Genomic DNA, 17,148 nt, shown 5'->3' with positions numbered 1-17,148 from the left:
TAGCCAAAAGCGCGTTCGGCAACGGTATTGTAACGGGCAAACGACATAACAAGATACGGGGTTACCATGTTAGAACTCAATGCGAAAAAAACCGCTCTCGTTGCCATCGACCTGCAGGAAGGCATTCTGCCTTTTGCCGGTGGGCCACACCGTGCTGAGGACGTCGTTACACGTTCCGCCCGCCTGGCGCAAAAATGCCGTGAGCTGGGAGCGCCGGTGATTCTGGTGCGCGTTGGCTGGTCCAATGATTTCGCCGAAGCGCTGAAGCAACCGGTTGACGCCCAGACCGGCGCGCACGCGCTGCCGGAGAACTGGTGGAGCTGGCCAGCTGCATTAGGCAAACAGGACAGTGATATTGAAGTCACCAAACGCCAGTGGGGCGCCTTCTATGGCACCGATCTCGAGCTGCAACTGCGCCGTCGCGGCATCGACACCATTATCCTCTGCGGCATCGCCACCAATATCGGGGTGGAATCCACCGCCCGTAACGCCTGGGAACTGGGCTTCAACCTGGTTATCGTTGAAGATGCCTGCAGCGCGCCGTCTGCGGAACAACATCAGGGCAGCATGACGAATATCTTCCCGCGTATTGCCCGGGTGCGCAGCACTGAGGATGTCCTCGCCGCCTTATGATCTATATTGGGCTCCCGCAATGGTCGCACCCGAAATGGGTGCGACTGGGCATCACCAGTCTTGAAGACTACGCTCGCCATTTCAATTGTGTGGAAGGCAATACCACGCTGTACGCCCTGCCCAAAGCCGACATTGTCAGCCGCTGGTATGAACAAACCAGCGACAATTTTCGCTTCTGTTTCAAGTTCCCTGCTACGATTTCACATCAGGCGGCCCTGCGACATTGTGATGATTTAACCCTTGAGTTTTTTTCACGCCTGGCGCCGCTGGCGTCGCGCATTGGCCAGTTCTGGTTACAGCTACCCGCCACCTTTGGCCCCACGGACCTGCCTGCGCTGTGGCAGTTCCTCGATAGTTTACCGGCACAGTTCACCTACGGCGTCGAGGTCCGACATCCGCAATTCTTCGCCAAAGGCGAGGCCGAGCAGATGCTCAATCGCGGGCTGCATCAACGCAATGTCAATCGCGCGATCCTCGACAGTCGCCCGGTACATAGCGCCATCGCGCGTAACCCGGCGATGGTCGATGCGCAACGTAAAAAACCCAAATTGCCGGTTCATGCCGTGGTGACCGGCGGCAATCCGCTGGTGCGCTTTATTGCCAGCGACGACATGACGCAAAGTCAGCGCTTGTTTGAGTCCTGGCTACCAACGCTGGCCAAATGGAGCCAGACGACAACGCCCTTCTTGTTTCTCCATACGCCGGACATCGCCCAGGCGCCGGAGCTGGTTAATACGCTGTGGGGGGATTTACGCCGGACGTTGCCCGAGGTAGGCGATGCACCGTCAATTCCGCAGCAAACCTCTCTTTTCTGATATCCTGCTATGATAATCGGAGTCATCGATGCCCTAAATAATTCGAGTTGCGTTGCCGCCTACAAGCAAGCATCTTGAAGGATCAAAGGTATAAAAGAATAACAGGGAGTTTTTGGTATGGTCAGCGCGCTTTACGCGGTTTTGGGTGCGTTATTGCTCATTAAATTTTCTTTTGATGTGGTTCGTCTGCGCACGCAATATCACGTCGGGTATGGTGACGGGGGATTTAGCGAGCTGCAGGTAGCTATCCGCGTGCACGGCAATGCCGTTGAGTACGTTCCCATTGGCCTCATCATGCTGCTGTTTATGGAGATGAACGGGGCGCAGAACTGGATGGTTCACGTGTGCGGCATTTTGTTGATTGCCGGACGACTGATGCACTCCTATGGTTTTCACCACCGCTTGTACAGCTGGCGCCGTTCGGGAATGAGCGCGACCTGGTGCTCGCTGGTGCTGATGGTGCTGGCGAATTTGTGGTATATGCCCTGGGAGTTGGTTTTCTCCTTACATTAGCGCACAATACGCCGTTTTCGTTTTTTCGGGTTTAACGTTATGTCTCACCGCGATACGCTTTTTTCCGCGCCGATTGCCAGTCTCGGCGACTGGACCTTTGATGAACGGGTTGCTGAAGTCTTCCCGGATATGATCCAGCGCTCGGTCCCCGGCTATTCCAATATTATTTCGATGATCGGCATGCTCGCTGAACGCTTCGTCCAGCCCGATACTCAGGTTTATGACCTCGGCTGTTCGCTCGGCGCGGCGACGCTCTCTATTCGACGTAACATCGCCCATGCCGGCTGTAAGATTGTGGCGGTGGATAACTCCCCGGCTATGGTTGAACGCTGCCGCCGGCATATTGATGCCTATAAAGCGCCAACGCCCGTCGAGGTGGTGGAAGGCGATATTCGCGATATAACGATTGAGAACGCCTCAATGGTGGTGCTGAATTTCACCATTCAGTTTCTTGCGCCCGATGAACGCCAGGCAATTCTGGATAAAGTCTACCGCGGGCTGAACCCCGGCGGTGCGCTGGTGCTGTCAGAAAAATTCAGTTTTGAAGATAGCCATGTCGGCGAGCTGCTGTTCAACATGCACCACGACTTCAAGCGCGCCAATGGCTACAGCGAGCTGGAAATCAGCCAGAAGCGCAGCATGCTGGAAAACGTCATGCTGACCGACTCCGTAGAGACACACAAAGCACGCCTGCGTAAAGCCGGTTTTGAACATGCCGAATTGTGGTTCCAGTGCTTTAACTTTGGTTCACTGGTTGCGGTGAAGTCCGGGGAAAAAGCATGATCGATTTCAGTAATTTTTATCAGCAAATCGCTAAAAGCCCGTTATCTCACTGGCTGGAGACCTTGCCTGCGCAAGTTGCCGCCTGGCAACGTGAGGCGCTGCATGGCAAGTTCCGCGAATGGGAGCGGGCCGTCGAGTTTTTGCCTGAGTTTGCCCCCTATCGTCTGGACTTGCTGCACAGCGTTACCGCCGACAGCGAAACGCCGTTAAGCGAAGGCCACCGCCTGCGCATTGAAAATCTGCTTAAAAACCTGATGCCGTGGCGCAAAGGCCCCTACTCGCTGTACGGCGTCAACATTGACACCGAATGGCGCTCCGACTGGAAATGGGAGCGGGTGTTACCGCATCTCTCCGACCTGACCGGACGCACTATTCTCGACGTCGGCTGCGGCAGCGGCTATCACATGTGGCGGATGATCGGCGCCGGCGCGCATCTGGCGGTTGGCATTGATCCGACGCAGCTGTTTTTATGTCAGTTTGAAGCGGTGCGTAAGCTGCTGGGCAACGATCAGCGCGCTCACCTGCTACCGCTGGGCATTGAACAGCTGCCGGCGCTGAACGCCTTCGATACCGTTTTCTCCATGGGCGTGCTGTACCATCGCCGTTCACCGCTTGACCATCTGTGGCAGCTTAAAGATCAGCTGGTCGAAGGGGGCGAACTGGTGCTGGAAACTCTGGTGATTGAAGGGGATGAAAACACCGTTCTGGTGCCGGGAGACCGCTACGCGCAGATGCGTAACGTCTATTTTATCCCGTCCGCCGCGGCGTTGAAAATGTGGCTGGAGAAATGCGGTTTTGTCGATGTACGCATCGTCGATGCCTGCGTCACCACCACCGACGAGCAGCGCCGCACCGAGTGGATGACCACCGAATCGCTGGCCGACTTCCTCGACCCCAACGACAGCAGCAAAACTCTTGAGGGCTACCCGGCTCCGCTGCGCGCGGTGATCGTCGCGACCAAGCCAGAAACCCAGCAATCGCTGGCGAAAAAAGCGTCCGGGCGTAAATAAAGGCCAAAAAAAGACCCCTGTTGAAATTGCAGGGGCCTGGTACGGGCAATCATCATATTGGGCGACATGATGTGCAGCAAAAAACGGTTTAACTGCTCTGTGCGGAAATGATGAGCTTCATTTCTGCTACCGCTACGCCATTAACGGCATAGCGCGAATATTCATCTGCGTCGGCATCGGTCGACATCGACAATCCAGGATTACGAAAGCGCATTGGCGAAGGCACCCACTGCCCGGCCGAACTGTGCACCTCTTTGACTCCCGCCTGGAGGAACTTTTCCAGGTTGGCCGCTCGAACACCTGCACCAGCCATAATGGTTGGAGTATCGCCCTGGGCAATAAGTTCCGTAATTAATGAAAGACCTTTTTCAGCGCTGGATTGTTGTCCCGATGTCAGGATGCGAGCGACACCGAGATCGGCCAGCGCGCGCCAGGCTTCATGCGGGTTCACGCACATATCGAAGGCCCGATGAAAGGTCACGGCCAGCGGTCCCGCCGCCGCCATTATTTTTTTCATCCGCGGGATATCAACCCGCCCGTCAGGATCTAACACGCCGATCACCAGGCCGGGAAAACCGAGTTCCCTGACCGTGGCGACGTCATCAAGCATCGCCGCAAATTCGCCGTCGGTGTAACAAAAATCGCCGCCTCGCGGGCGAATAATCGGATGCACCGGGATCGTCACCGTCTGACGAACCGTTTTCAACACGCCCAGTGAAGGCGTTAAGCCCCCTTCCTGCGGCGCGGCGCACAACTCAATGCGATCGGCCCCCTGGCGCTGCGCCTCTTGCGCGCACTCCATGCTGTAGCAGCAGACTTCCAGTAACGTCATTCCCCTCTCCTTGCACGCTGCAGGCAACACAGCATGTCATGATTTATCGGTTCAAAAACCGCGTCGCTTCACACTGTCACGCATCAGATTGTTCACTGGCAACAATTTGCTCAATCGACCACGGGTGAAATTTGATGGTCACCGTACCGTCGGTCACCGCCAGCGTCGGGTTCGGCAGTCGTTCGCGCTCTCCTTTCGGTGAGCTGGTTTTGACAAATATTCCCGGCTGCGCCAGCCCTTCATCGCTGAGCAGCGCCAGCGCACGGGCATTCAGGGTTTGCGGCTCCCCTGGCAGCACGATCTCGATGTGCTCCCAACCTTCATGGGGATAGCGCTTTTCGCCCGGCCACGGCAGCTCAACGATGTGGAAACGCCAGTGGGCGACGCTGACCGGCTCATCAAGTTTGAACAGGCAGATCGGGCGACCGTTGATAATGTTTTCCGACAGCAACGTGCCGCACTGTTCAAACCCACGACGCCAGCGTTCTGCGGTGGCGTTTTGATGACAGCGCAACGAAATGTGGTCGGCATCCAGCGGCGTGATATCCAGCCCCAGTCGGCCAGCCAGGGTACTTAACGCATCGCGAAAACGCGGCAGATCCGCGGAAATATCGTCGAGTTCATCAATTTGCTGCCAGTTCGCCATTTTTAACCTCAATCCACGCCATAGAGCGGGTAATTTATCGCGTTTCCCGGCGGCGACCAACCGGGAATACGGCCGGGTCGTCGCCGAGTGGTTATGGATTAAGCACGCTGCCCGGTCACGCGCGCGCGGTGCTGACGCATGGGCGCAAATGCAGTATACTCCTGCCCTAATTTGTCCACATTCCGGCGCCGCCCCGTAAGGGTTATCGCGCCTTAAAAGTAAGGTATTCCGGTGAATATTCAGGCTCTTCTCTCAGAAAAAGTCAGCCAGGCCCTGGTCGCAGCAGGTGCCCCTGCCGATTGCGAACCTCAGGTCCGCCAGTCAGCAAAAATCCAGTTCGGTGACTATCAGGCCAACGGCGTGATGGCAGTCGCGAAAAAACTGGGTATGGCGCCGCGACAACTCGCTGAGCAGGTCCTGACTCATCTCGACCTCAAGGGCATTGCGAACAAGGTTGAAATCGCCGGACCTGGCTTTATCAATATTTTCCTCGATCCGGCCTTTTTAGCGGACAACGTCAACAGCGCGCTGGCGTCAGATCGCCTGGGTGTTGCCCAGCCGCAGGCGCAGACTATCGTCGTTGACTACTCGGCGCCAAACGTTGCCAAAGAAATGCACGTCGGCCACCTGCGCTCTACAATCATCGGTGACGCAGCGGTCCGGACCCTCGAATTCCTCGGCCATAAAGTGATCCGTGCTAACCACGTTGGCGACTGGGGTACTCAGTTCGGCATGCTGATCGCCTGGCTGGAAAAACAGCAGCAGGAAAACGCCGGGGAGATGGCGCTGTCCGACCTCGAAGGTTTCTACCGCGACGCGAAAAAACATTATGACGAAGATGAAGTCTTCGCCGAGCGCGCCCGTAGCTACGTGGTTAAACTGCAAGGCGGCGACGAGTATTTCCGTCAGATGTGGCGCCAGCTGGTCGACATCACCATGTCGCAAAACCAGATTACCTACGATCGCCTGAACGTCACCCTGACCCGCGATGATGTCATGGGTGAAAGCCTGTACAACCCGATGCTGCCGGGTATCGTTGCCGATCTGAAAGCCAAAGGCCTCGCCTGCGAAAGCGAAGGCGCGACCGTGGTGTTCCTTGATGAGTACAAAAACAAGGAAGGTGAACCGATGGGCGTCATCATCCAGAAAAAGGATGGCGGCTACCTCTACACCACCACCGATATCGCCTGTGCGAAATACCGTTACGAAACCCTGCATGCCGACCGCGTGCTCTACTACATCGACTCCCGTCAGCATCAGCACCTGATGCAGGCCTGGACCATCGTGCGTAAAGCCGGTTACGTGCCGGATTCCGTCCCGCTTGAACACCACATGTTCGGCATGATGCTGGGTAAAGACGGCAAGCCGTTCAAAACCCGTGCGGGCGGTACCGTCAAACTTGCCGACCTGCTGGACGAAGCGCTGGAACGCGCCCGTCGCCTGGTGGCAGAAAAGAACCCGGATATGCCGGCCGATGAGCTGGAAAAACTGGCCAACGCGGTGGGTATCGGTGCAGTGAAATACGCTGACCTGTCAAAAAACCGGACCACCGACTACGTATTCGACTGGGACAACATGCTGGCCTTTGAAGGTAATACCGCGCCTTATATGCAGTATGCCTACACCCGCGTGCTCTCGGTGTTCCGTAAAGCGGACATTGACGAACAAGCTCTGGCCGCGGCACCGGTGATCCTGACCGAAGATCGCGAAGCGCAGTTGGCCGCTCGTCTGCTGCAGTTCGAAGAAACCCTGACCGTGGTGGCTCGTGAAGGCACCCCGCACGTGATGTGCGCGTATCTCTACGATCTGGCAGGTCTGTTCTCCGGCTTCTACGAGCACTGCCCGATCCTCGCCGCTGAAAACGAAACCACGCGCAACAGCCGCCTGAAACTGGCGCAGCTGACAGCCAGAACCCTGAAGCAGGGTCTGGATACGCTGGGTATCGAAACCGTCGAGCGGATGTAAACGCGGTAAACAGCAAAAAACCCGGCCAACGCCGGGTTTTCTTTTTGTCGGCCCGACAGGCGTTTCGCCCCAGGCCGTCCCATCCACCATCCATCAGAAATATTTGCGCAGATACTCCGTCAGGCACAGGATCGCCATCGCCTGGCCGTAAGGCATTGAGGTCAGCGGGATCTCGCGGTAAAAATCGAGATTCGACCCCATTCCGGTACCAAACGACGTTTGCAGCAGCTCACCTTCCGGGGAGATGTGTTTGACGACTCCGCGAATCGCCCGCTCCGCCACGGCGGCGTACTCCTGACTGACGTAGCGTTTACGCACCGCTTTGAGGATACCGTAGGCAAACCCGGCGGTGGCTGAAGACTCCAGATAGGAATCCGGGTCGTCCAGCAGGGTATGCCACAGGCCGCTCTCGTGCTGACAGGTTGCCAGCGCGGCTATTTGCGCGTTCAGGACCTGCACCAGGTAGCGTCTGACGGCGCTGTGCTCAGGCAAATCCACCAGCTCCAGGAAATCCGGGATCACCATCGTCAGCCAGCTGTTGCCCCGCGCCCAGCGCGCCCGGGCAAAGTTATGCTGGCCGTCATAGTTCCAGCCGTGGAACCACAGCCCTGTTTCCCGGTCCATCAGATTTTGCACATGCAGTAAAAACTGGTACACCGCCTCTTCCACGTACTGCGGACGATCGAGCAGTTTGCCAATTTTTGCCAGCGGCAGGACGGTCATCATCAGCGTGTCGTCCCACATCTGCTGATGGTTCTCCTCCGCCAGGGTAATGTGCTGCATCCCGCCGTGTTCGGTGCGCGGCATCTCATGCATCGCCCACTCCGCCCAGCTGTCGAGCCACGGCAGATACTCCGGCTTACCGGTCTCCTCGTAGCGGTAGGCCAGCGTCAGGAACGGCGCCATGGTGTTGACGTTTTTGGTGGTTGCTCCTTCGGCGAAACGCTCGGCGAACCAGCGGTCGATGATCTCGCACATCGCGCTGTCCCCGGTCTGCTGGTAGTACTGATGGATCCCGTACAGCCCGACCCCGTGAGTCCATTCCCAACCGGCCCACCCTTTGGTGTCAATCACCCGTCCGTCATCCAGGCGCAGCAGAAAGGTCCCGGCGTCGTCGCGAATATTGACCAGATTGTGCGTCACTTTCTGGATCAACGCCTGCAGTTCATTCCGGGCGATAAAATGCTCTGGCTGACACAGTAATGGGCTATGTTTAACAGGCCAAACCTTCATATCGTTAACCTCTGTTATATGTCGAATTCATTTCTGTACCCTGCTTAAGCGATGGCGCGGCAGGATTATTACGATTCAGATAACCAATATTGTTATTTCCCCACAGCGAGTCGTACGGCATCCCGGCGAGCATCTCTACCACCGCACGGTCTTCCGCCGTCGCCAGCTCCGGCTGGGCACGTCCTGACTGGCGCATTTTGAGCGTTTCCGCCCGCAGCACGCTGTGTGTCGCCAGATTGAGCTTAAAGCGCAGTGAGACAAGGAAACCGCAGGCCAGTACCAGCAACGTCCCCACGCTCAGAATCAATAAGATGGTATGACTGACTTCTTCAGGCTGAACTTTCTGCCCGGAGACAAAGCCGGAAAGCTGCATGATGATCCCCACCAGCATCACCGCTCCAGCCTGAGAGGCTTTGCGGGTCAGGGTCATAATGCCGGCGAAGATCCCCTCGCGACGCTGCCCGGTGATCACCTCATCGACATCCGCGATGTAGGTATAGGTATTCCACGGCACGTAGTTGATCCCGCCACGACCCAGGCCAGCGACGGCGGACACTAACAGCAGCAGAGAGTAGACATCGCTCAGACCGGCGTAGTAGAGCAGCGCGTAGGACAGCGAGCTCAGGCCGAACAGCACCACCACCATGCGATAGGACGGCGCGGGGCCAAAGCGGATGCACAGCGGGATCATGGCAATCACCGCAATAAACTGGAAGATAGCCATCGTGCCCAGCAGATTGGATGCCATTGCAGCTTCCTGCATCAGCACAAAGACCACATAGTAGGTAAACACGGCATTGAAGACGTCCTGGGCGATATAGCCGCCGAGGTACATGCCTAAATGCTGACGGAAAATCTTGATCCGCAGCGTCGAGCTCAGCTCGATAAACAGGCGGTTAAGGCTCTGAGCCAGCGACAAATTGCGTTTCTCGTCTTCCGCTCGCAGAGCCGCTTCCGACCACTCTTCCCGCGGTCGCTCCCAGGTAAAGAACCAGACGAAGGTGAGCATCAGCGCACAGAGCACCGAGAACACCAGGCTGGCGTAGAAAAAGGAGACCGCATTATCCTTGCCAAAATGGGTCAACAGAACGCCGGGCAGGAATGACGCCAGAATGGCGGACATCTGCGCCATGGAAATACGCGCGCCGGAGAATTTGGTCTTTTGTTTAAAATCATCCGTCATTTCCGGTACCAGCGTTTCGTACGGCACCAGAATCATGGTGTAGACAATATCAAACAGCAGGTAGGTGAGCAGGTAATACCAGAACCCCATGTCACCCACCCACATGATGGAATAACTGAACACGCAGGGAATGCCAAGCAAAATAAAGAACTTGCGTCGCCCAAAACGTTTACCGAGCCACGTGGTACCAAAGTTATCGGTCAAAAATCCCATCAGCGGGCTGATGACCGCATCCAGCACCCTCGCCGTCGCGAAGATCAACGTCGCTTCAATGGGGGAGAGACCACAGAAAGTCGTATAAAAATAGAGTAGCCAGGCCGCCGTCAGGGCGGTGGTTCCGGCCCCAAGGAAATCGCCGGAGCCATAGGCAAGATAGTTAGCCAAACCGATTTTACGTGTTTTCATCGCCGCAAATCCTGTGTCTTTTTATTAGAGAACTTCGCTCCTCTTTTTGGCGCAGCCAATAAAGAAGTGGATACATGGCTACAGTAAAAGCAGCGACCAAGGGTTACCTTTCCCTTATTGCCAGCCCACCCCCATACATGGCAAAAATACAAAGAGTCAGCGAACACGCATCACCGATTTATAAAACACCATTTCTTTTATAACAAAATCAAAGACCATTAAGAAAAGTTGAAGCGCAGAAACGTGATTTCCCACGACAAGAAATTGTGTGACCAACTGTGACGAATAGCCCTTGCGGGAGGGTTATAATGGGAGTAAAGAAAGTGTTGATGGTTGTTTCGCGTATCTCAAGGAGGCCCGATGCCGTACTCACACCTGTTAGTTGCCGTCGCCCCCACGCCGGAAAGCCGCGTGTTGATCAGCAAAGCAGTGTCGATTGCGCGCCCGCTTGATGCCAAAGTCAGTCTGATTACCCTGGCCACCGACCCGGAACTCTATAATCAGTTCGCTGCCCCAATGCTGGAAAATCTGCGGGATTTAATGCAGGAAGAGACCCGGGACTTCCTCTCTGAACTGGCAAAAGAGGCCGACTACCCGATCGATAAAATGACGATCGCCAGCGGTGAGTTGAGCCATCACATCAACGATTTTTGCCAGCAGAATCAGGTGGACCTGGTGATTTGCGGCAATCACAACCACAGCCTGTTTTCCCGCGCGACCTGCTCGGCAAAAAGCATCATCGGCAGCAGCGGTGTTGACGTGTTGTTAGTGTCGCTGGAAAAAGGCTAACGCCGACGGCGTCAGCCTGCAGGGTGATTAGGCAGGTTTAGGTAACGCGGAGACGTTCTGCGCTAAGGGGGTATTCTCGCGCCGCGGTTTGATCTGCTGGAGATCGCTGATAAACCGCGCCTGCCAGTGGTGGATATCGTTATCCTTGATCACCGCCATCATCTGCGAGTGGCGCGCAATGCGCTCCTCCAGCGGCATGGTCAGGCCGCGGTCCAGCGCCGCCGCCACTTCATCGCGATCGTAAGGATTGACGATTAACGCGCTGGTCAGCTCATTTGCCGCACCGGCAAACTGCGACAGCACCAGCACCCCCGGGTTCTGCGGGTCCTGGGCGGCAACAAACTCCTTCGCGACGAGGTTCATGCCGTCACGCAGCGGCGTCACCAGGCCAACGTCGGAATAGCGGTATATCTTCATCAACAACTTACGTTCAAAGTGCTGATTCAGGTAGTACAGCGGCGTCCATCCCAGTTGACCATACTGACCGTTAATTCTGCCGCTCGCCGTCTCCAACTGATGGCGAATATCCTGATAGGCCTGCACTTCACCGCGCGAGGTCGGCGCAATCTGGGTATAACGAATCTTCCCATGATGCTGAGGATAGTTTTCCAGCAGAGACTCATAGGCAAGAAAGCGCTCCGGCAACCCTTTGGAGTAGTCCAGCCGCTCGACGGAAAAGATATTTTGCACGCTCTTAAGCTCGCTTTTCAGCTGCGCCAGTTTTGGCGGCAGCGGACCTTTGGCGCTTTGGGCAATCTCGGCAGGGTCGATGCCGATCGGGTAGACCTCGGTGCGAAAATGTTTCCCCCAGGCATCGTGGTTCCGGCCGCCTCGCGTCACCAGACGGGTCTGCAACGCGACGCTATCCAGGAACGCCTGTCGATCGCTTTCGGTCTGGAATCCCAGCAGGTCGTAGTCGCACAGCTGCTCCAGCAGTTCGGCGTGCGGCGGCAGCGCGTTGAAGATTTCCGGCGTCGGGAAAGGAATGTGCAGGAAGAAGCCCGTGCGGTTGGTCATCCCGCGCCGGCGCAGTTCACTGGCCAGTGGCAGCAGATGATAATCGTGGATCCACACAATATCGTCGGGCTCAATCAGCGGCAGGAGTTTTTCCGCAAGGTTCGCGTTAACCCGCAGATAGCCGTCCCAGGAAGCGCGCTGATAATCCACTAAATCCAGGCGATAGTGGAATGCCGGCCACAGCACCGCGTTGGAAAACTGGTTGTAATATTCGTCGTGGTCCTGCTCATTGAGGGTAAACGACACCCAGGTAATATTACCGCGCGTGACTCTGGTGAGCGGCTTCTGGTCGTCGCCGATTTCCCCGCTCCAGCCAAACCACAATCCTCCCGCGGCCTTCAGCGCCCCGAGGATCCCCACCGCCAGGCCACCGGCGCTGGCTTTTTTATCATCCGGCGGCGCAATACGATTAGATATGACGATTAAGCGTCCCATGGCCATCCCTCCTGTCGTTTCGCGCATCGGGTTGTTGTCTGTTATTGGCGATGCTAAGTAACCAGTGCTGAACGGCAGCCACATCCGGCAGATGCCAGTGCGCCTGAGTGTCGCCACTCCCGACTTTCACCGACATGCCGCCCAGCCGGTTCACCACGTTAAAACCGGCTTCGTCCGTCAAGTCATCCCCCACAAACACCGGCTCACGTCCCTGAAACGGTGCTTCCTGCATAAAAGTGGCGATCGCTTCGCCTTTATTCACGCCGCGCGGTTTAATCTCCACCACGCACTTACCGGGCTGTAGCGCCAGGATCGGATAGTGCTTCACTAACTGCTGCGCCAGCAACAGCGCTTCGTGGTGGTACTCCGGCGCCTGGCGATAATGCAGGGCAAACGCCATCCCTTTACGTTCCAGCTCGCAGCCTGGCATCTTCTCCAGTGCGCTTTGCAGTTGTTCATCCAGCTCTTTCAGCAGCGCATCAGGCAAGGAGACAATATGGGTTTTACCATTGATATCGCGGCGCTCAGCCCCGTGAACACCGGCTAACGGCAGCCGATACGGACGGGTAAGTTCATCAAGCTCAGCCATTGAGCGCCCTGAAATCAATGCCACGGCACCATTGTGCTGCAACACCAGTTGCCGCAGCGCCAGCAGCGCGTTAGCGGGGATAACAACCTGATCGGGATGAGGTTTGATATCGGCAAGGGTACCGTCGAGGTCAAAGAAAAAAGCGTAATTTCCGGTTGGCACAGGCGGTACAGATATCTGGTCAGCCACCCTGTTTTCCTCCTTTCATGGCCAGCGAAATGCTGGTTGTTAACGAATTGTTAGCCATGTAAGTATAGACAGTGTGACCGGGATCGCCATTTTTGATTGTTGACGCCAGCGCAGCGGGCGCTGGCGTCGATCGAGAAGTAAACTTGAAGGTTGGGGCTCGTTAAACAGCGCGTTTCGCTTTTTGTTTGTAGCGATCGAAGATAACCGCCGCCAACAGAATCACGCCACGCACTACATACTGGGAGAACGGCGAAATGTTCAGCAGGTTCATCGCGTTCTCAACGGTACCGAGGATCAGGATCCCGGCGACCACATAGGAGATCTTGCCGATCCCGCCTTTCAAGGACACGCCGCCCAACACGCAGGCCGAAATCACAATCAGCTCATAGCCAATAGAGGTCATCGGCTGGCCGCTGGTCATACGCGATGCCAGGATGATCCCCGCCGCCGCGGACACCAGACCGGAAATCACAAAAATGATGATTTTGGTGCGAACCACCGGAACACCAGCCAGTCGGGCCGCCTCTTCATTGCCGCCAATCGCCAGGGTATTGCGGCCAAAGGTGGTTTTGTTCAGCAGCAGGCCGAAAACAATCAGGCAGGCGACGGTCAGCCAGATCGGTGCCGGCAGGCCAAACCAGTTGGCATAGCCTAAGGTAAAGAAGCGCTCGTCTTCGATACCGACCGCTTTACCATCGGAGATGATATAGGCGAGGCCACGAACAATCTGCATCGTTGCCAGGGTGGTGATCAGGGCGTTGATCTTTAACCGGGCTATCACGAAGCCGTTCACCAGCCCGCTCAGCGCGCCCAGCAGCAGACCGGCTGCAATACCTATCCACATACTTTCCGTCAGGTTGATCACCACCGCGGTGGTCACCCCCGCGCAGGCGATAACCGAAGCAACCGACAGGTCAAAATCGCCGGACGCCAGGCAAAACAGCATCCCACAGGCCACCATGCCGGACATAGAAATCGCCAGCCCCAGCCCTTTCATATTGATGAACGAGGCAAAGTTAGGCACAAAAATCACGCAGCCGATAAACAGCACGGCAAAGACCACGAGCATGCCAAACTGATCCCAGATTCGGGCAAAACTGAATGCGGAACGGCTGGCGTTTGGGGTAGTAACAGAGGACATCTTTGACTCCTTACTCAGGCGACCGCCTGGCTCACTTTTGGCATCGCAAGGCTTAACGCCTGCTGTTCATTGGCATCTTCATGCAGCAGTTCACCCGCCACTTCGCCTTCGCGCATGACCACAATGCGATCGGCCACACCGAGCACTTCCGGTAAGTCGCTGGACGCGAACACCACCGCCACACCAGAGGCCGCCAGGGCGTAGATAACGTTATAAATTTCGTGTTTCGCCCCCACGTCAATCCCACGGGTAGGTTCATCCAGCAGGATCACTTTCATCTCTTCCGACAGCCAGCGCCCGAGAATCGCCTTCTGTTGATTGCCGCCAGACAGATTCATAATGAGCTGTTCGGCGCCGGGGGTTTTAATGTTGAGCGCGTTGATATGGTGTTCTGCGTTTTGCGCTTCCCAGCCGTTATTGATAATGCAGCCGGCGTGAATATGCCGCCGCCGGGCGCTGATGTTGATATTGTCGCGCACCGAGTGAACCGGAATAATGCCTTCGGCTTTACGATCCTCCGGGCACAGCATCATCCCGGCCTCAATTGCGTGGGCCGGTTTACGAATATCAATCGCCTGCCCGTCGATATAGACCTGGCCGCCGGTAATGCGGGTGCCGCCAAACAGCCCTTTCATTAATTCGCTGCGCCCGGCGCCCACCAGCCCGAACAGGCCGACGATCTCCCCGCTGCGCACCGACAAACTCACCGGCTCACGCACGCCAGGGGCTTTCACCTGCTCAAGACGCAGCCGCTCCTCACCATATTCACGTGGCTTCCAGCCGTAAACATCGCCCAACTCGCGCCCCACCATCGCCTGGACCAGCGCATCATGGTTGACGGTAGCCATATCATCAAAGGTGCAAACATAGCGGCCATCTTTGAAGACGGTGATCGCATCGCTCAGGGCGAAGATCTCCTCCATGCGGTGCGACACATAGATAATGACGCGCCCTTCCTGCCGCAGTTCGCGGATGACGCGGAACAGATTGTCGATCTCACGGGCCGAAAGTGAACTGGTCGGTTCATCAAAGGCGATCACTTTGGCGTTGCGGGTGAGCGCTTTGGCAATTTCCACCATCTGCCACTGGCCGATGGAGAGATATTTCAGCGGCGTTTCCGGGTCGATATCTAACCCCAGATGCTCAAGCTGCAGACGGGCTTCGTAGTTCAGCAGCGAACGGTTCACCAGGCCGTATTTATGCGGGATCTGGCCGAGGTAGATATTCTCCGCGACGGTCATTTCCGGGATCAGGTGCAGCTCCTGATAGATGATCGCCACGCCGGCGTTAAGCGCTTCGGTGGTGTTGGTAAAGACCCTCGGCTGCCCGCCAATCTGCAGATCGCCTGAGGTCGGAATATAGTTGCCGCTAAGGATCTTCAGCAGCGTGGATTTCCCGGCGCCGTTTTCTCCCATCAATGCGTGTATCTGTCCGCTATAGCAGTCAAAGCTAATATCAGACAGCGCTTTAACGCCGGGAAAAGTCATGGTGATACCGCGAAATGAGAGATAAGGGGTAGACTGTTGCATAACGACTCCGCTCTTCTGGACTCAGCCTCCCGCGCGAGCAGGAGGCGTGGTAAGCCAGGCCTTACAGCCCTTTCTTCGCCAGCTCTTCTTTGAAATTGTCGCGAGTGATCAGCACCACATCGGTAACTGCGGTGAATTTTGGCGGCTCTGCGCCTTTGGTCACCCAGTTGTAGAGCATTTCACTGGTTTTATAACCGTGGATATCCGGGCTTGGCAGCAGAGAGCCGTAGAAGCCGGTCGCCTGGGCTTTCGACAGTTCATTCACCGCATCAACACCGTTAATCCCGATGCCAATCACGTCTGCGGCTTTAAAGCCCTGCCCTTCGGTTGCGCGCACGCCGCCGAGGACGGTGTTGTCATTCATGCCCACGATCAGCCAGTGTTTCACCTGCGGATGCTGAACCAGCATTGAGTTACCAGCATCGAAAGCGCCGGGGATATCGTTAGATTTGGTCGGCACGCGGTAGATCTGTTTCTCCGGGAAGCCGGCCGCTTTCAGCGCATCCATCGAGCCAGTTGTACGACGGCGGGCGGTATCGAGTTCATCAGCGGTAATGGCCATCACGCCGGTATCCTTGACGTCCCAGCCACGTTTTTGCATCTCTTTATACAGCTCCTGGCCCTGACGCGCGCCGATTTCACTGGCGGCCATCATCACCAGCGGTACGCTGTCCATCGGCTTGCCTTTGGCATTGACGAACTGGTCATCGACGGTGATGACTTTCATATCGTAGCCGCGGGCTTTCGCTACAATGGCAGCCCCCAGTTTCGGGTCAGGGGTACAGATAACAAAGCCTTTGGCACCGCTGGCCGCCAGGCTATCGATGGCGTTAAGGGTTTTCTCACCATCCGGTACCGCGATTTTAATGACTTCAAACCCTAAATCTTTGCCGGCCTTATCAGCAAATTTCCATTCTGTTTGAAACCAGGGTTCTTCCGGCTGTTTAACCAGAAAACCGAGCTTAAGGGATTCAGCCATAGCTGATTGTGACATAACCGCAGCGAGACCGATCGCCGCCAGCGCTTTAGTAAATTTGTGCATGGTAAACTCCAGCTTTATTTCGTTTTTCTGTAGGGAAGTATCGGACTTAATTATTTTATCGGACGTAAAACAAGGCATTAGATGAAACAGTAACTCGTACTGCCGTTGTTCATTAAGTAATAACCGGAAATCAATTCTCCATACGAGAGCATTATCACATCGCGGAATTACAGTAATTGCGTGCATAGATTCAGCGAAAAAAGACATAAAAAAAACGCCAATTGTCAGACAATTGACGTCATGGATAGCAATTTTGTCCATGCCAGCAGCAGAGTTATCCTTGTGACACTCATGTCACTGTCTGGTCACTGCTGACAGGCCTCGCGGGTCCAAAACGCCCGCTTCCGCAGAAATTCATTCACGCTATTTATTTTGACATTTTTTTCGCAATATTGATTC

Annotated in this window: 16 protein-coding genes; 7 read left to right on the top strand and 9 right to left on the bottom strand. The window is 56.0% G+C overall.

Going from position 1 to position 17,148, the window contains the following annotated elements; translation table 11 throughout:
• Nucleotides 1-66: 66 nt before the first annotated feature.
• The 5 genes from ACMYSN_RS24210 to cmoB all read left to right on the top strand — a co-directional run bounded on the left by ACMYSN_RS24210 (nucleotide 67) and on the right by cmoB (nucleotide 3,754).
• Nucleotides 67-633 (top strand): YecD family hydrolase, encoded by a 567-nt coding sequence (locus ACMYSN_RS24210; protein WP_462496446.1) that lies wholly within the window; start codon nucleotides 67-69, stop codon nucleotides 631-633.
• Nucleotides 630-1,448, top strand: coding sequence for a DUF72 domain-containing protein (locus ACMYSN_RS24205; RefSeq protein WP_462496445.1), 819 nt, complete (start codon nucleotides 630-632; stop codon nucleotides 1,446-1,448). Before ACMYSN_RS24210 ends, ACMYSN_RS24205 begins: the two co-directional genes overlap by 4 nt.
• Nucleotides 1,449-1,565: 117 nt before the next feature.
• Nucleotides 1,566-1,961, top strand: coding sequence for an MAPEG family protein (locus ACMYSN_RS24200; RefSeq protein ID WP_123754920.1), 396 nt, complete (start codon nucleotides 1,566-1,568; stop codon nucleotides 1,959-1,961).
• Nucleotides 1,962-2,000: 39 nt separating this feature from the next.
• Nucleotides 2,001-2,744, top strand: coding sequence for a carboxy-S-adenosyl-L-methionine synthase CmoA (gene cmoA / locus ACMYSN_RS24195; RefSeq protein WP_434584104.1), 744 nt, complete (start codon nucleotides 2,001-2,003; stop codon nucleotides 2,742-2,744).
• The gene (gene cmoB, locus ACMYSN_RS24190; protein WP_462496444.1) at nucleotides 2,741-3,754 is read left to right on the top strand and encodes a tRNA 5-methoxyuridine(34)/uridine 5-oxyacetic acid(34) synthase CmoB; all 1,014 of its coding nucleotides are present in this window, start codon (nucleotides 2,741-2,743) and stop codon (nucleotides 3,752-3,754) included. The genes cmoA and cmoB overlap by 4 nt, the downstream gene beginning before the upstream one ends.
• Before the next feature lie 88 nt (nucleotides 3,755-3,842).
• On the opposite strand, the gene cutC is transcribed toward cmoB, so the two are convergent.
• Together cutC and ACMYSN_RS24180 are read right to left on the bottom strand one after the other, a co-directional pair.
• Nucleotides 3,843-4,586, bottom strand: a complete 744-nt coding sequence (gene cutC / locus ACMYSN_RS24185; protein ID WP_462496443.1) for a copper homeostasis protein CutC — start codon at nucleotides 4,584-4,586, stop codon at nucleotides 3,843-3,845.
• 76 nt (nucleotides 4,587-4,662) lie between these two features.
• Complete coding sequence (locus ACMYSN_RS24180) at nucleotides 4,663-5,232, bottom strand: VOC family protein (protein WP_462496442.1); 570 nt, start codon at nucleotides 5,230-5,232, stop codon at nucleotides 4,663-4,665.
• 231 nt (nucleotides 5,233-5,463) lie between these two features.
• Here ACMYSN_RS24180 and argS point away from each other — a divergent pair, with 231 nt between their 5' ends.
• Entirely contained in the window at nucleotides 5,464-7,197 is a 1,734-nt protein-coding gene (gene argS, locus ACMYSN_RS24175) for an arginine--tRNA ligase (RefSeq protein WP_462496441.1), read from the top strand.
• A 93-nt stretch (nucleotides 7,198-7,290) separates the two neighbouring features.
• Here the strand turns inward: argS and bglB are convergent, their stop codons facing one another.
• Nucleotides 7,291-8,430, bottom strand: coding sequence for a glycoside hydrolase family 88/105 protein (gene bglB, locus ACMYSN_RS24170; RefSeq protein WP_462496440.1), 1,140 nt, complete (start codon nucleotides 8,428-8,430; stop codon nucleotides 7,291-7,293).
• A 4-nt stretch (nucleotides 8,431-8,434) separates the two neighbouring features.
• A complete protein-coding gene (locus tag ACMYSN_RS24165) occupies nucleotides 8,435-10,018 on the bottom strand; it encodes an MFS transporter (RefSeq protein WP_462496439.1) in 1,584 nt (527 codons plus the stop codon).
• 360 nt (nucleotides 10,019-10,378) lie between these two features.
• Here ACMYSN_RS24165 and uspC point away from each other — a divergent pair, with 360 nt between their 5' ends.
• Nucleotides 10,379-10,807: a universal stress protein UspC gene (gene uspC / locus ACMYSN_RS24160; RefSeq protein ID WP_462496438.1), complete on the top strand. Its 429-nt coding sequence runs from the start codon at nucleotides 10,379-10,381 to the stop codon at nucleotides 10,805-10,807.
• 27 nt (nucleotides 10,808-10,834) lie between these two features.
• Here the strand turns inward: uspC and otsA are convergent, their stop codons facing one another.
• The 5 genes from otsA to ACMYSN_RS24135 form a co-directional block, all read right to left on the bottom strand.
• Nucleotides 10,835-12,259: a trehalose-6-phosphate synthase gene (otsA, locus tag ACMYSN_RS24155; protein WP_462496437.1), complete on the bottom strand. Its 1,425-nt coding sequence runs from the start codon at nucleotides 12,257-12,259 to the stop codon at nucleotides 10,835-10,837.
• Entirely contained in the window at nucleotides 12,234-13,037 is an 804-nt protein-coding gene (gene otsB, locus ACMYSN_RS24150; RefSeq protein ID WP_462496436.1) for a trehalose-phosphatase, read from the bottom strand. The genes otsA and otsB overlap by 26 nt, the downstream gene beginning before the upstream one ends.
• 160 nt (nucleotides 13,038-13,197) lie before the next feature.
• On the bottom strand, nucleotides 13,198-14,178 hold the full coding sequence (gene araH / locus ACMYSN_RS24145; protein ID WP_462496435.1) for an L-arabinose ABC transporter permease AraH: 981 nt from the start codon (nucleotides 14,176-14,178) through the stop codon (nucleotides 13,198-13,200).
• A gap of 14 nt (nucleotides 14,179-14,192) precedes the next feature.
• Entirely contained in the window at nucleotides 14,193-15,707 is a 1,515-nt protein-coding gene (gene araG / locus ACMYSN_RS24140; protein ID WP_123754932.1) for an L-arabinose ABC transporter ATP-binding protein AraG, read from the bottom strand.
• 61 nt (nucleotides 15,708-15,768) lie between these two features.
• Nucleotides 15,769-16,749, bottom strand: a complete 981-nt coding sequence (locus tag ACMYSN_RS24135; RefSeq protein ID WP_462496434.1) for an arabinose ABC transporter substrate-binding protein — start codon at nucleotides 16,747-16,749, stop codon at nucleotides 15,769-15,771.
• Nucleotides 16,750-17,148 lie beyond the last annotated feature (399 nt).

The sequence above is a fragment of the Klebsiella sp. R445 genome (genome assembly GCF_051131755.1).
Taxonomy (GTDB): domain Bacteria; phylum Pseudomonadota; class Gammaproteobacteria; order Enterobacterales; family Enterobacteriaceae; genus Klebsiella; species Klebsiella lignicola.
The sequence above is the reverse complement of the archived record's forward strand: the minus strand, read 5'-3'. Positions and strand labels throughout refer to the sequence as shown.